General features: G+C 74.3%; 9 protein-coding genes. 4 read left to right on the top strand and 5 right to left on the bottom strand.

Features of this window, described 5'->3' with window-relative positions; genetic code table 11:
• From H9641_RS03655 to H9641_RS03635, 5 genes are all read right to left on the bottom strand, one after another.
• The coding region (locus H9641_RS03655) for an alkaline phosphatase family protein (protein ID WP_191801089.1) at nucleotides 1-3,950 on the bottom strand (3,950 nt) is incomplete at its 3' end.
• Nucleotides 3,951-4,046: 96 nt separating this feature from the next.
• Nucleotides 4,047-5,246: an AI-2E family transporter gene (locus H9641_RS03650; RefSeq protein ID WP_191801087.1), complete on the bottom strand. Its 1,200-nt coding sequence runs from the start codon at nucleotides 5,244-5,246 to the stop codon at nucleotides 4,047-4,049.
• 57 nt (nucleotides 5,247-5,303) lie between these two features.
• Nucleotides 5,304-6,551: a diacylglycerol/lipid kinase family protein gene (locus H9641_RS03645; RefSeq protein ID WP_191801085.1), complete on the bottom strand. Its 1,248-nt coding sequence runs from the start codon at nucleotides 6,549-6,551 to the stop codon at nucleotides 5,304-5,306.
• 85 nt (nucleotides 6,552-6,636) lie between these two features.
• Entirely contained in the window at nucleotides 6,637-8,532 is a 1,896-nt protein-coding gene (locus tag H9641_RS03640) for an ABC transporter ATP-binding protein (protein ID WP_318244363.1), read from the bottom strand.
• Nucleotides 8,529-10,265 carry an ABC transporter transmembrane domain-containing protein gene (locus tag H9641_RS03635; RefSeq protein ID WP_191801083.1) on the bottom strand — a complete coding sequence of 579 codons (1,737 nt, stop codon included), beginning with the start codon at nucleotides 10,263-10,265 and terminating at the stop codon, nucleotides 8,529-8,531. Before H9641_RS03635 ends, H9641_RS03640 begins: the two co-directional genes overlap by 4 nt.
• Nucleotides 10,266-10,320: 55 nt before the next feature.
• Here H9641_RS03635 and H9641_RS19930 point away from each other — a divergent pair, with 55 nt between their 5' ends.
• The 4 genes from H9641_RS19930 (at nucleotide 10,321) to H9641_RS03615 (ending at nucleotide 14,434) form a co-directional block, all read left to right on the top strand.
• A complete protein-coding gene (locus tag H9641_RS19930) occupies nucleotides 10,321-11,358 on the top strand; it encodes a helix-turn-helix domain-containing protein (protein WP_225219883.1) in 1,038 nt (345 codons plus the stop codon).
• 60 nt (nucleotides 11,359-11,418) lie between these two features.
• Nucleotides 11,419-12,441, top strand: coding sequence for an ABC transporter substrate-binding protein (locus H9641_RS03625; protein WP_191801081.1), 1,023 nt, complete (start codon nucleotides 11,419-11,421; stop codon nucleotides 12,439-12,441).
• A gap of 128 nt (nucleotides 12,442-12,569) precedes the next feature.
• Nucleotides 12,570-13,559, top strand: coding sequence for an ABC transporter substrate-binding protein (locus tag H9641_RS03620; protein WP_191801079.1), 990 nt, complete (start codon nucleotides 12,570-12,572; stop codon nucleotides 13,557-13,559).
• On the top strand, nucleotides 13,559-14,434 hold the full coding sequence (locus H9641_RS03615; RefSeq protein WP_191801171.1) for a siderophore-interacting protein: 876 nt from the start codon (nucleotides 13,559-13,561) through the stop codon (nucleotides 14,432-14,434). The genes H9641_RS03620 and H9641_RS03615 overlap by 1 nt, the downstream gene beginning before the upstream one ends.

Genomic DNA, 14,434 nt, shown 5'->3' with positions numbered 1-14,434 from the left:
GGGCCTGCGCGTTCCCGAGGACCTCGCGGTCGTCGGCTACGACGACTCGGCCCTCGCCCGGCGGGCCCGGCCCCGCCGCCCGAGCGTCCCCCAGCCGCGCGGGGGGGGGGGGGCGCGCGCGCCCCGAGGCCGGCGACCACGACGGTCGAGCCGATCGACATGGCGACGGCCGCGAGCATCGGGTTCTCGAACCGCCACCACGAGGTCATCGACGAGACGAACGCCGCGGCGGGCAAGGATGCGAGGACCAGCGCGGCACCCTCGGCGACCCGGCGCCCGATTCGCCAGCCTCGTGAGTCCTTGCGGCGGGCGACGGGCGCCAGCAGCAGGCAGCCGGCCGCGAGGACCAGGCCCGCGTACCCCGCGTAGTCGACGAAGTACGGGTAGATCTGGCGCCGGACCTGGTCGCGTGAGGTCAGGTCGGCCAGGGCGTCGGCGGCGGACGCCGCGTCGAGGGGCCGGGGCGAGCCGTAGGTCATGACCGACGTGTCGATCCCTGCCGGGACCTCGACGCCCAGGGCGCCCAGGATCGTCGGAGGCACGTCGAGCAGGCGGACGATCCCGTCGGAGCGCGTCGCCGAGCTCGTGAGGAACCGGGGCTGGTCCGAGTCGATCGAGGTCGAGGACCGGACCATGGTCACGCCCAGCGCAGGACGGGCGCCCGGGTTGTTGACCACGTCGACCACGAGGACCGTCGCCGAGTCCGGCACGGCGTCCAGGACCCGGCCGACCGTCGCGTCGACGTCGGCGACGAGCGCGGGCCGCTCGGTGCGGTAGCGGGTCGAGCGCTCGGCCGCCGTCTCGCCCGGGATCGTCGCCAGCGCTGCCGGGGTCGCGTCTCCCGCGTCGACCACGGTCAGCGCGCAGCCGAACGTGTCGTTGACCGGGGCCAGGGCCGCGGGCAGGTCCTGGTAGCGCGCGACCGTCCCGTCGCTGTCCGCGAGGGCGAGCGCCGCGCGCGGCCCGACGGCCGTCGCGCAGATGCCCGCGTCCGAGATCGCCTGGCCCAGGGTGCCGAGCTCGACGGTCCGGGACTGAGCGTCCACCATGTCCTGCCACCCCTGGACCTGGACCGACGTCGCGGGGGTCGCGACGCGCGACGAGGCGACCGTGTCGACGGGCTCGTCCGACGAGGCCGTCGTCCCGTCCGTCGCGACCGTGGTGACGGGGGCGCACGACGTCGTGCCGTCGTCGAGCAGGAGGGGCTCGTGGCGCACGTACTGCCCCGCCGAGAGCGCGAGCCACCCCGACGCGGGGCACCGGCTCGCGGCCCCCGTGGGGAGCGAGTCGCCCGCGGCGCCCGCCCCCTCGGTGAGGAGGGTGCGGAGCTCGGGGGCCGTCCCGGACGCGACGTCGGGCCAGCGGAGCCCCGAGGTGCCGATCACGACGAGGCTCTCGCCCTCGGGCGCGACGGGCGCACCCGTCCCGCGACGGACCTCGTCGCCCGCGACGGCCGCGCCGCTCGTCGGCACGACGGCCGCGGCGAGCAGCAGCGAGAGGAGCAGGCCGCCGCCCACCGCGAGGATCGTGGTGGGCATGCGGCGGATCGTGCCCGAGTCGGTCGAGAGCCCCGCGATGCGCGGCGCGCGGGGCTTTCGTGCGGTCGGTGACGCTGACGGGACGGGGGCGTCTGCGGGGACGGCGGTGGGGACCGCCGCCGCGACCGTGACCGACGACTCCGAGAGGAACGAGGCCACGACGGTCGCGATCGCCACGACGACGAACATGACCGCGATGATGACGCCCGAGTCGTTGAGGACCGAACCGATCCCGGCCGCGACCACGAGCGAGATCACGAGGGACCGGAGCTGGGGCCACGCGCGGTAGGCGGCGGCGACCTCGGGCAGGCGGCAGACGTCGGGGCGCAGGGCCGCGAAGGCCGTGGCCACGACGGCCACGGTCGCCAGGACGCCGGGCACGCTCGCGACCGTCGCCCACGCCCCCGCGGCCTTGGTCGCGATCATGCTCAGCGCGTCCCCGTCGAGGAACCGCTGGACGAACCCGCCCAGGTGCGAGCTGGTCCCCGGGATCGCCCAGTCGACGACCGACACGACCACGACCACGCCGATCGTCGCGGCCGCGACCGCGAGGATCCGCCGCACCGTGATGCGCACCTGGGCGACCAGCAGGGCAAGGATCGCGAACGCGGGGATCAGGGCCAGGATCCCGCCGAAGTCGGCACCGAACGCGGGCCAGCCGTCGACGACCGTCGTCACGACCCCGACGCCGACGACGACCGCGAGGCTCGCCCGCCGCCTGCCGTGCGCCGCGAGCTGGGACGCGATGCTCCCGGCGAGCAGCAGCGCGGCGGCGCCGTAGACCGCGAACGTCATGTTGTTGAAGCCGTAGAAGCGCGCTCCGAGCACGGGGGCCGGGCCCAGGAGCGAACCCTGCTGGAGCGTCGTCCCGGTCAGGCCGTCGACCGTCAGGACGAGCCAGGTGACTCCCGAGACCGCGGCGGCCAGGCGCCAGGGGCTGCGAGGCAGGACCCGGCTCACGAACCACGCGACGAGGGCGACCACGACGGTCGCCACGCTGACCGAGAGGATGAGCGCGAACGTCGGCGCGGGGGAGACCCACCACCGGGCGAGCGTGCTGAGCGACGACGCCGCAGGGGCGGAGGCGACCAGGAGCAGGACCGCCGACAGGACCCGGCGGCCTCGGGGGCTCGGGGGGAGCGGCGCCGTCGGGCCGGAAGGGGACGCTGCCGCGCGCCGCTCCGCTGCGCGACGCGACCACAGCGTGGCCCCGACCGCGATCACGAGCGCACCGATGAGCAGGCCCACGAACGCAGGCATGAGGTTCGGGGCGGTGTCCGACAGGACACCGAGGTATCGACGGTTCTCGACCGTGCGCGAGATGCTCATGCGACGGTCGTCGCCCGACTCGAGCGGGGCGCCCCCCTCGAACGCGGCGGTGCTGATCCCGGCGTCGGCCGCGAGCGTCGCGGTGAGGTCGGTGAGCTGGACGAGCCCCTTGAAGCGCGTCGACTCCGACTGGAGCCAGCCGTGTGCCGAGCCCGAGGCCGTCCAGTCCACGACGACCTGCAGACCGGGCTTGGCGCCCGGGGTGTCGGCGATCCCCGCCACGAGGACGCGTGAGTCGCGCGGCAGGTCGGAGGTCAGGCGCTCGAGGACCCGGTCGAGCTCGCGCAGGGCCTCGGCCCGCTCGGGCGACGACTCGGGCAGCTCGCCCTGGTCGATCACGACCGTGTCGCACGCCGCGAGCTCCTCTTGCGAGAGGGCGTCGAGCGTCGGGACGTAGCGCGAGACCGCGCCGGTCGAGTCCGCGAGCGTGATCGCACCGCCCGGGCCGACAGCGGTGCTGCACACGCCCGCCGCGGCGAGCTCGGTGCCGAGCGCGCCCGGCCCGCGGGGCACCACGGCGCCCGTCTCGGGATCGACCGTGGTGTCGGCCGGCTCCTCGACCAGGTCCTCGGGACCGGTCGTGAGCGTGGACCAGCCCGGCACCGACGACGAGCTCACGCCCGTCCCCGCGTCGATCGTGGGCAGGGGCTCGCAGTCGACCGTGGACGTGACCTCGGCCGGGTCCGCCGGGTCGTCCGTGGGCACCGGCTCGACGACCGGGGGAGCGCTCGACTCGCGCTGCCCCGCGGACAGCGTGAGCCACGCGTCGAGCGAGCACGTGACCGGGCCGGCGCCCGTGCGGACGTTGATCGACCCGACCGAGCTCGACCCGATCATGCTCCACAGGTGCGGCACGGTCGTCGGGTTGACGTCCGTCCAGCGCAGCCCGGCGACGCCGACCAGGACGGTCGGGCCCTCGGGCGAGGAGTCGGCGGTGGTCTCGGTGGTGGTCGTCGAGGAGGTCGCGGGAGCGGCCGCGGCGGGCAGCGCCGGGCCGACGAGCGCGCCGATCGCGAGGAGCAGCGCGGCGAACCCCCGACGACTGGTGCGACGAGGGGTCTGTGCGGGGGCCGGATTCGTCACCGGTCCAGCCTACGGGGGGTCACGTCGGCGGCCCGTCGACCGGGCTGCGCGGCCACAGATCCTCCACGAGGTCGGCGCAGCAGGGACGGAAGTGGCTCAGGTGGTCGGGCGGTCCGGCTCGTCGCCGTCGGGCCCGTCCGAGGCCGCACCGGTGCTGGCCTCGAGCGCCAGTGCTCTCGTGGAGGCCGCCGGTGCCTCCTCCGGAGCCTTGGCCCTCTCCGGTGTCGGCTCTGCGGGCGGCGCCCCCGACGTGTCACCCGACAGGTAGCGCAACCAGCCCGAGTCAGGGTCCCCCTCGATGATCAGCGCCCGGGTGAGGAGCGTGAGCGGGATCGCGAGGATCGCGCCGAGCGGGCCGATCACGAGCGTCCAGAACACGACCGAGAAGAAGCTCAGCGTGAGGCTCAGGTTCACGGCGTCGGCCACGAACTTGGGCTGCACGAGCACCTGCAGGACCACGTTGACCACGCAGTAGACCGCGACCACCCCGAGCGCGAGCGGCCAGCCGCCCACGACGAGCGCCATGACCGTGGGAGGGACCACGCCGAGCACGAACCCGATGTTCGGGATGAAGTTGGTGACGAACGCGAGGATGGCCCAGACCGCGGGCGCAGGGACCCCCATCCACCACAGGGCCACGCCGTCGATCACGGCCACGACCGCACCGAACGAGGCGTTGACGACGAAGTAGCGGCGCACCCCGGAGTTGTACGCCGTGATCCGGGCGAGCGTCGCGGGGCGCGTCGCCCCGAAGCGGGCGCCCGCGTCCTGGTAGCGCCCGGCATCTGCGGCCATGAAGATCACGTACGCGAGCACGAAGAAGAAGGCGGTGAGCACGGTCATGGCCGTACCGCCCACCGTGGCCGCGAGGCCCGCGATGGTGCTCGGGTCGAGCCACGACGACACCGCGTCCGCGACCTGCCCCTCGACGCCGAACGACTCGAGCCACGCCGTGACCTGGTCGACGGTCTTGGCGAGGTCGTCGAGGTACTGGCTCACGAGGTTCGCGAACTGGACCCCGGCGAACGCGAGGAGCGCGGCGAGCGCTCCGAGGATCAGGTAGGCGACGACGATCATCCCGGTCGTCGCGGCCCATCGTGGCCAGCCGCGGCGCTCGAGCGGTCCGCGGACCGGCTGCACGATGATCACGACGACGGCCGCGAGAGCGAGCGGTCCGAACAGCCCGCGCGCGAAGTACACGCCCGCGAGGACGATCACGGCAGCGGCCAGGCTGATCAGGGTCCGGGTCGACGGCGCCAGGCCACGGTGCGGAGAAGCGTCCTGCGGTGCGGTCATCTAGGGGGTGCTCCTCGGTGGTGAAGTTCGGGCGTCAGGTCGAATGATGCCTGCCGGTCAGGCCGTGCGCACGACCAGCCCGCCCGGCTCGACCCAGGCCTCGAGCTCGACGGCCCGTCCCAGGAGGTCACCGTCGACCTGCGCCTGCTCGCCGCCCTCGACCCGGACGCGGACGCGCTTGGCGCGCGCGTGGTCGATCCGGCCGATCTTCGCGGGCAGGTCGTTGGTCACGCCGAACCCCTGCATGACGACGTCGCCGAAGAGCTGGGCCCAGCCCACGACCCCGCCCCGGGTGTCGATCGCGGCGATGTCGAGGATGCCGTCGTCGAGCACCGCGTCGGGCAGCAGCGTGATGCCGCCGGGCAGCTTGCCGCAGTTGCCGACCATGAGGGTGCGCAGCTTGGCCTGGACGGGCGGTGCGTCGTCGAGCTGGATCTGGGCGCGCAGGCGGCGGCCGTGCAGGTGCCGGATCCCCGCGACGAAGTACGCGACCCAGCCCACCTTGGCCTTGAGGGTCGCGTCGGCGTCCGCGACCATCGCGGCGTCGAACCCGAGCCCCGCGATCACGAGGAAGATGTGCGCGGTCTCGGTGTCCCGGGCCGCGAGCGTGCCCTCGGGCTGCTCGACCGAGGTGGCGGAGGTGTCCTTGCCGTCAGAGCCGGCGGCCGTGCCGGCGTCCTCGTCGGCCGCGGCGTCCGCACCCGCACCCGCGTCCGCGCCCGTGGCGCCGGTCCGCGCGGGGCCGCGCGCGCCGCCGTCGGGCTCCGCGTACTCCAGGACGCGCGCCCAGCCGACGTCGATCACGCGGTCCGCGCCCGCGACGACGATGCGCAGCGCCTCGTCCGGGTCGGTGATGGGCAGGTCGAGGTTGCGCGCGAGCAGGTTGCCCGTGCCGATGGGGATGAGGCCCATGGGTGTGCCCGTGCCGACCATGGCCTCGGCGACGGCCCGGACGGTCCCGTCGCCGCCGACCGCCACCACGATGTCGGCGCCGCGCGCGAGGGCCTCGCGGGTCTGTCCCACACCCGGGTCCTCGATCGTGGTCTCGAACCACAGCGGGTCGGGGAGGTCGGCCTCGGCGCACACCTGGCGGACCGTGCGCTCGAGGTTCGCGGCCGCGGGCTTGGACGGGTTGGCGACGAACGCGATGAGCTGGCCGGTGTCGTCGGAGGGGGCGTCGGCGGGGACGACGGGAGGGTCGAGGCGTCGTCGGCGTCGCTGCTGCGACCAGACGGTCATCGCGACCGTGAGCGCGACGGCGGAGATGGCGACCGCCGCGACTCCCAACCACATTTCCCAACCCATGTCGGACACGGTAGCGCTCGGGATGCCGGGGGCGACGGTCGTGCCCGCCGAAGGTGACGTACCCGACCGTCGAGGCCCGTCCGGCTCAGCGCTCGCCCGATCCCCGTTCCCACGCGGCCCACAGCCGCGCGTACTGCCCGCCGGCCGCGCGCAGCTCGTCGTGCGTCCCCGACTCGACGACCCGCCCGGCATCCATGACGACGACCCGGTCGGCTGCCGCGGCCTGGCTCAGCCGGTGCGCGATCACGACCGCGGTCCGCCCCGCCAGCGCGGCCCGGGCCGCCCGGTCGAGCGTCGCGGCGCCGTCGGTCCCGACCTCGGCCGTGGCCTCGTCGAGCACCACGACCGCGGGGTCCAGGAGCAGTATCCGAGCGAGCGCGAGCTGCTGCGCGCGGTCCGGCGAGAGGTCGAGGCCGCCCGCACCCACCGCGGTCGCGAGGCCCTCGGGCAGGTCGGCGACCCAGCGCGCCTCGACCGCGTCGAGGGCCGCGTGCAGCTCGGCGTCGCTCGCGCGGGGCGCGGCGAGCCGCAGGTCCTCGGCGAGGGTCCCGCTGAAGACGTGGACCTCCTGGCTCACCATGGCCGCGTCCGGCCGGGGGGCGGGCAGCCCCTCGTCGGCGGCGGCCCGACGGCGTCGCCCCGGCGTCGCGCCCAGGACCTGCACGGCGCCGCGCGTCGGGCGGTGGATGCCCATCGCGAGCTTCGCGACCGACGTCTTGCCGGCCCCGGACGCCCCGACGAGCGCGACGTGCTCGCCCTCCGCGACCTCGAGGTCGACGCCCGTGAGGACGTCGCGCCCGGGGGAGTAGGCGAAGGTCACGTCCCGGAGCACGACGGCGGAGCGTGGCCCCGGCACGTCGGCGGCGCTCGCGGGACGGTCGCCCTGGGCGGAGAGCCGATCGGCCGGGTCGGAGGGGCCGCCACCCTCGACCGGCCACGTGGCCGCGGTCGTCACGCCCACGAGCCGTGCGAGCCCGGCCCCCGCCTTCTGGATCTCGTCGAACTCGCCCAGGACCATCCCGATGGGCCCGAACAGCCGGTGGAAGTACAGCGCCGCGGCCGTCGCGGCGCCCACGGTCACGGCGTTCCCCGAGACGAGCCAGAACCCGACCGCGAGCACGGCCCCGAGCCCGATGAGCTCGGCGATGTTGAGCCGGTTGTAGAACCGGGTGAGGAGCGCGATCCCGGTCAGCGACAGGTCGATGGCCCGGATCGAGGACTGCGCCACGAGGTCCTCGTGCCGCTCGCCGTGCCCCAGGGTCGTGACGGTCGTGGCCCCCGCGACCGTCTCGATGACCTGCTCGGTGCGCTGGGCCTCGGCGACCCGGACCTCGCGGTAGACGGGTCCCGAGCGGCGCAGGAACCAGCGCAGCGACACGACCTGCAGGGGAGCGGCGGCCACCGCGGCGAGCGCGAAGCGCCAGTCGAGGGCCCCGAGCCCCACGAGCGTCAGGGCGATCGTGAACACGGCGGACGTGACGGCGGGCAGGACGCCCGAGATCGCCTCGCTCACGGCGTCGACGTCCCCCGAGACGCGCGCGACGACGTCACCGACGCCTGCCCGCTCGACCTGCTCGAGCGGCAGGTCGAGCGCGCTCGCGAGGACGTCCTCGCGCAGGTCGGCGAGCGCGCCCTCGCAGATCCGGGCGAGCAGGGTCTGTCCCAGGTAGCCGAGCACCGCGCTCAGCACACCTGCTCCGAGGAGCAGCAGGCCGAACCGCACGAGCTCCGACGTCCGGCCGCCCTCGACGACGACGTTGACCATGACCCCGAGCAGGGCCGGAGTGGCGAGGCCCGCGACCGAGCCGGCCAGCAGCACCGCGACGGTCCCGGCGAAGAGCCACCGGCGCATCGTGAGCATGCGCCACAGCGCAGCGTTGGTCGCGGCGGTCGTGGCGACGGGCAGGATGGTCCGCGCCGGGACGGCGGGGGCCGCGGGACCGGCCTGCCCGGGGTCGGCGGTCACGACGTCGGCGCTCACGAGGCCACCAGCTCACGGTCGGTGCCGGCAGGGGTCGCCACGACCGCGACCGCCGTGACGACCTCGTCGCACACGGCCAGGAGCGTCGGGCTCGAGGTCACGAGCACGAGCGCGCGCTCCGGGAAGCCGCGCAGCGCGGCGGCGATCCTGGCCTCGGTCACGGTGTCGACCGCGGTCGTGGGGTCGTGCAGGACGAGCACGGGTTCGGGCCGGTGCAGCGCACGCCCCAGGACCAGACGTTGGCGCTGCCCGCCGGACAGGTGCTGGCCGCGGCCGACCAGCGGCGTGTCGAGCCCCTCGGCGAGGTGCCCGAGCACCTCGCCGGTCCCCGAGGCGTCGATCGCCCGGTCGTCGAGCGGCCCGTCGGGCGCGAGGTTCTCGCGCACGCTCGTGCTGAACAACGACGCGTCGTGCCGGGCCGCGAACACGAGCGCACGCCCGGCCGAGGGGTCGAGGGCGGCGAGGTCGGTACCGTTCACGACGACGGCTCCGGGCGCGGCAGGGGCGCGGCACCCGAGGACGTCGACGAGCCGGGCCGCGTCGCCGCCGTCGGGCACGACGACTCCCACGACCTGGCCCGCCCGGGCCGTGAAGCGAGGCACGACGGACCCGCCGAAGACGCCCGCGATCGTCACGGTCGCGGCCCCGCCGTCGCGGGTGCCCGCGTGCGCGGCGCTCGCCGCCCCGTCCACCGGGCTGTGGACGGTCGGCTCGCCGAGCAGGAGCAGCAGACGCCGCGCGGAGGCCCGCTTCTGCGCGAGCTCGACGCCCAGGAAGCCCGTCCGGGACATTGGTTCCTGGACGAACTGCGCGAGGCCCACGACCGCGACGAGCTCACCCACGGTGATCTGCCCGGCGAGCGCCATGCGGCCCGCGAAGAACGCGACCGCCGCGAGGAAGACGACCGAGAGCACAGTGCTCACGGCCTGGTACGCGGCCCGGGAGCGCACCGCGCGCAGCGCGGCCGCGAGGGAGTCGCGGCTCGCGCGCCGGTAGCGGTCGGCCGCGGCCTCCTCGGCGCCCAGGCCCTTGAGGACGCGCAGGCCCGTGACGAGGTCGGTCGCGAGCCCCCCGGCGCGCGCCGCGGTCTCCTGCTCTGTCTCGCTGCGTGCCTCGAGCGGCACCGAGAGCCGGTGCATCACGAGCAGCATCACGGGCGTCGCGACGAGGACCGCGATCCCGAGCGGCACCGAGACGAGCAGGAGGCTCACGGCGGTCGTGCCGATCGCGGCGAGCGCGCCGAGCTGACCCGTGACGAGCCACGAGATCCCTGCGACGCGGTTGGTGTCGGAGGACGCGATGGTCAGGGTCTCGCCCGCGGCGCGCTGCCGCGCCATGCCGAGCGGGTCCAGCACGCGCGCGACCGTGAGCCGGCGCAGGTCGTGCGCCGCGAACGAGAAGGCGCGCACGGTCGAGCGCATGCCGATCCGCCACGCCATGGTCAGGACGACGAAGACCGCGGCGAGCACACCGAGCCACAGGCCGAGCGCCATGCCGTCGCGCGGGACGATCGCACGGTCCACGACCACGCCGATCAGCACGGGCACGAGGGCCTCGGCGACCTGGTGGACCATGAAGCCGCCCGCGCCCACGGTCAGCAGGAGCCAGCGTCGGTTGCCGGCGAGCACGAGGCGGAAGACTCCGCCGACGGTCGTCGGTACGGCGACGCCGGTCCCGCGGGCGGGGCGTGGTCGCCGGTCCGGGCGTGCAGGACGGCGGAGACGGGGAGGCATGCTTGCTAAGGTAATGCTTACCTTCATGAGCCGATGTGGGATAGCCTGCCGGATCATGTCGCTCATCGGCCAGGCGCCTCCCTCCGTCCCGTTCGTCCCGATCGTCATGCCCGACGGCGTCCGCCCCGCTGCCGCCCAGCGTGCGCAGCACGCCGAGGACGTCGCGATCGTGGCCGCGGCCCGCGAGGTCCGGTCGGTCTCGACGTCCCACTTCCCGCCCAGCACCCCGGGTCTGTGGCCCGTGCACGTGCACGCGTTCCACGAGCTGCTGTGGGGCACGCAGGGCGTGCTCACGGTCGAGACCGAGCACGGCTTCTTCGCGGTCCCGCCGACGATCGGGCTGTGGATCCCGGCGGGTGTCGCGCACGCGGTCCAGACCGCGGGCGGCACGGGGTTCTACTGCACCTACGTCGACGCGGACCTGTCGGCGCCGTCGGTCGAGCGGGCCTCCAGTCAGCCGGACGGGCGACCCGGCGAGCGGCCCGACTCGCCCGGCGCTGCTGCCTCCGCGGAGGACACGTTCGTCGCGGTCCTCGACCGCGCGCACCGCACCACGGCGGTCTCGGTCCCTCCGGCGGCGCGCGAGCTCATGGTCCATCTGTTCAGGCACGGCATGGACCCCGCGGCCCGACGGCGCAGCGAGCGTGTCGTCGTCGACCTCCTGTCTCCCGTGGACGTCACGCCCATGGTGCTGCCCATGCCCTCGGACGCGCGCCTCGAGTCGGTCGCCCGACGGCTGCTCGACGACCCGGCAGACACGCGCTCGCTCGAGGCGTGGGCGCGCGAGGTGTCGGTGAGCGTGCGCAACTTCTCGCGGCTGTTCCATCGCGAGACGGGCATGACGTTCGCGCAGTGGCGCATCCACGCGCGGGTCCGGGTCGCGATCGGCCTGCTCGCGGGCGGAATGCCCGTGGGGACCGTGAGCCGCCGGGTGGGGTACCGGACGCCGAGCGCGTTCGTGCAGTCCTTCCGGCGGGTCCTCGGCCACACCCCGGGCTGGTACGTCGCGTCGGTCAAGGCCGATGCGGAACATCCCCTGGCCTCTGGCAGCGACGATCGGCCAGCTTCTGCGCTCCCGACGTGGTTAGGGTAGGGATACCTAACTGCCTCTGACGGGGATCGTCGTGTCGCCGTCGCCCGACCGGGAGACCTCGTGACCCTCGTCCTGACCGCCCGCCCCGACATCCCTGCGGACGCTTCGTCCATCCCGGTCGGCGACGACCGGTGGCAACGGGTCGTCGCGGCGATCACGCGCCGCGACTTCCTGATCGGCGCCGGGGCGCTCACGGTCGCGGGGCTCCTCGCCGCGTGCGGCGACGGGTCGGGCCAGGCGGCGGGAACACCTGCCGGCGGCGAGACCATGCCGTTCGAGCACGACGGCTACCGCACGGACCTGCCCCTGCACCCCGAGCGCGTCGTCGTCCTGGAGGCCCGGGCCGGGCTCGAGTTCGCGATCCTCGCCGGGCTGCCGATCGTGGCGACCGAGTGGTCCGACGAGAGCCACCTCATGGCGCACCTGCCGCAGGGCGTCGAGCACCTGGGCGGCTCCAACATCGAGCCCAATGCCGAGTCGATCCTGTCCCACTCGCCCGACATGCTCGTGGTCGGTGCGGGGTGGTGGACGTACTACCAGGAGAACGAGCTGCTGGCCGAGGGCATCGCTCCCGTCCTGGTCGTGGGTGACGACGACCCCGACTGGAAGGCCTCGCTGCGGCGCCAGCTCGCCGCGTTCGGCCGCGAGCAGCAGGCGACCGAGGCGATCGACGCCTACGACGCCACGGCCGCGGACGTCGCCGCCGAGATCGCCCCGCTCGTGACCGGCCGCAAGGTCGTCATCGCGGGAGCCGACGAGGAGGGCTTCTGGATCCAGGAGCCCGACAGCTACTGCTCGGGCATCGCCCGCGACGTCGGCATGGACCTCGTGCTCCCGGCCGCCGGGCAGAGCAACGGCTCGGTCCAGCGCTTCTCGTTCGAGAACCTCGACGTCTTCCACGGCGCCGACCTGATCATCCTCCAGAACCCCGACGACCCCGCGGCGTCCAACCCCGCGTGGCTGGCCGTGCCCGCCGTCCAGGCGGGGCGCGTGGCCGAGCTCCGCTACGACCGCAACTTCGGGCTCGCCCTGACGGCCCAGGTCTTCGCCGAGGACCTGCGCGAGGCCGCGCACCTGCTCTGACCCGGGGCCGCGGGCGCCCAGCGCCACGACCCTGCTGCCCCACGGCCGATCGACGCCCGCGACCGCGGGCTCCCACGACGGCTCCGTCCCACGCCGCGACCTCGCGGCCACCCGAACCAGGAAGTCCCATGACCACACGCACCACCCGCCGGTCCACCCTGCTCGCGACCGCCTCGGCCGCCACGCTCGCCCTGCTCCTGGGCGCGTGCGCGTCGGGTACCGACGCCGGGGACGGCGGCGGCACGAGCGGCGCCGGCACGAACGATGCCGGCACCCGCACGGTCCAGAGCGCGTTCGGCGAGACCACGATCCCGGCAGACCCGCAGGCCGCGCTCGGTGTGTACACGACCGACCTCGACATGCTCATCACGCTGGGCATCCCGCTCGCCGGGTCGCAGCCCATCCGCTCGCAGGGGTACACGACCTTCCCGTCGTTCTTCGACCAGGAGGCGCTCGAGGGCATCAAGACGTTCGAGAACTTCCCCGAGTACAACTACGAGGAGATCCTCGCCGCCCAGCCCGACGTGATCCTCAACGGCCTGGGCTACGACGACGAGCTCGTGACCAAGCTTCCCGACATCGCCCCGACGTACAGCTTCAACGGGTTCGACGGCCGTGACTGGCGCGAGAGCTTCGCCGAGGTCGCGGAGGCGTTCGACAAGGTCGAGGAGCACGACGCCTGGACCGCGAAGTACCAGGCCAAGGTCGACGACGTGAAGGCCCGCCTCGCCGAGGCCGGCATCGACCCGGTCGTCGCGCCGGTCGGCTACGGCGACGGCGAGATCATCGTGTCCTGCTACGGCACGCCCTGCCTGGTCTTCGACGACCTGGGCCTGAAGATCTCGCCGCTCGTCGAGCCCGAGGAGGGCACCACGCTCGGCACCGAGCAGCTCGAGCAGCTCGCGGGCATCGACTGGGCCTTCACCTCGACCGCGCCGGACGAGAAGACGGGCGAGCTCGACGACCCGTTCGCCGAGCTCGCGAGCAACGGCCTGTGGGCCGCCCTGCCGTTCGTCACGAACCAGCACGTCGCGGTCCACGACCTCGAGATGGTCTACGGGTCGCCCAGCGGCCAGTACGCGTTCCTCGAGGTCGTCGAGAAGGCGCTGCTGCCGTGATGCGCATCCACCGGGCAGAGGTCGTGGCGGTCGAGCGCCTGACCCCCGGCATGATCCGGGTCACGCTGGGTGGCGAGGGTCTCGCCGACTTCGAGTCGACGGGCGTGGGAGACGAGTACCTGCGCGTCTTCCTGCCCGTCCCGGGCGAGACCGAGCCGGTCCTGCCCTTCGCGACCGAGACGTCGTGGGACTACCCCGAGGGCGTCGAGCCCTCACCCATGCGGACCTACACGGTCCGGGCCGTGCCCGAGCCCGGCCAGGTCGTGATCGACTTCGTCGTGCACGAGGGCGGGGTCGCCGCGACCTGGGCCCGGCAGGCGAGGCCGGGCGACGTCGTCGGGCTCAACACGCCCCACGGGCTGTACGACCCGCCCGCGGACCTCGCGTGGCAGATCCTCCTCGCGGACGCGACGGGCCTGCCCGCGGTCGGGCGCCTGATCGAGCAGGCCCCGGCGGGCGTGCTCACGCGCGTGGTCGTCGAGGTGCCCGACGCGGGCCACCGCCAGTCCTTCCCCGTGAACCCCGACGTCGAGATCGCGTGGGTCTACGGCGGCAACGGCCACCGGCCGTGCCGGCTCGAGGAGATCCTGCGGAGCATCGAGCTGCCCGACGGCGTCGGGTACGTCTGGTTCGCAGGGGAGACCAAGGTGCTGCGTGCCGTCCGCAAGTACCTGCGCCACGAGCGCGGGCTGCCCGTCACGGCCTACAAGACCATCGGGTACTGGACCGCGAAGGCCGAGGAGTGGGAGGAGCGCTGGGAGAACCTCGACCCGAGCGTCAAGGCGTGGATCGACTCCCTGTGGGCCGACGAGGAGCGCGACGAGGAAGAGATCACCGACGCGTACTTCGACAAGCTCGAGTCGTTGGGGCTGTGA

Source organism: Oerskovia merdavium (assembly GCF_014836755.1).
In the GTDB taxonomy this organism is placed as follows: Bacteria; Actinomycetota; Actinomycetes; order Actinomycetales; family Cellulomonadaceae; genus Oerskovia; species Oerskovia merdavium.
The sequence above is the reverse complement of the archived record's forward strand: the minus strand, read 5'-3'. Positions and strand labels throughout refer to the sequence as shown.

Coding starts and splice junctions, on each gene's coding strand:
- H9641_RS03650 (WP_191801087.1), bottom strand. CDS start 5,246: ATGACCGCACCGCAGGACGCTTCTCCGCACCGTGGCCTGGCGCCGTCG.
- H9641_RS03645 (WP_191801085.1), bottom strand. CDS start 6,551: ATGGGTTGGGAAATGTGGTTGGGAGTCGCGGCGGTCGCCATCTCCGCC.
- H9641_RS03635 (WP_191801083.1), bottom strand. CDS start 10,265: ATGCCTCCCCGTCTCCGCCGTCCTGCACGCCCGGACCGGCGACCACGC.
- H9641_RS19930 (WP_225219883.1), top strand. CDS start 10,321: ATGTCGCTCATCGGCCAGGCGCCTCCCTCCGTCCCGTTCGTCCCGATC.
- H9641_RS03620 (WP_191801079.1), top strand. CDS start 12,570: ATGACCACACGCACCACCCGCCGGTCCACCCTGCTCGCGACCGCCTCG.
- H9641_RS03615 (WP_191801171.1), top strand. CDS start 13,559: ATGCGCATCCACCGGGCAGAGGTCGTGGCGGTCGAGCGCCTGACCCCC.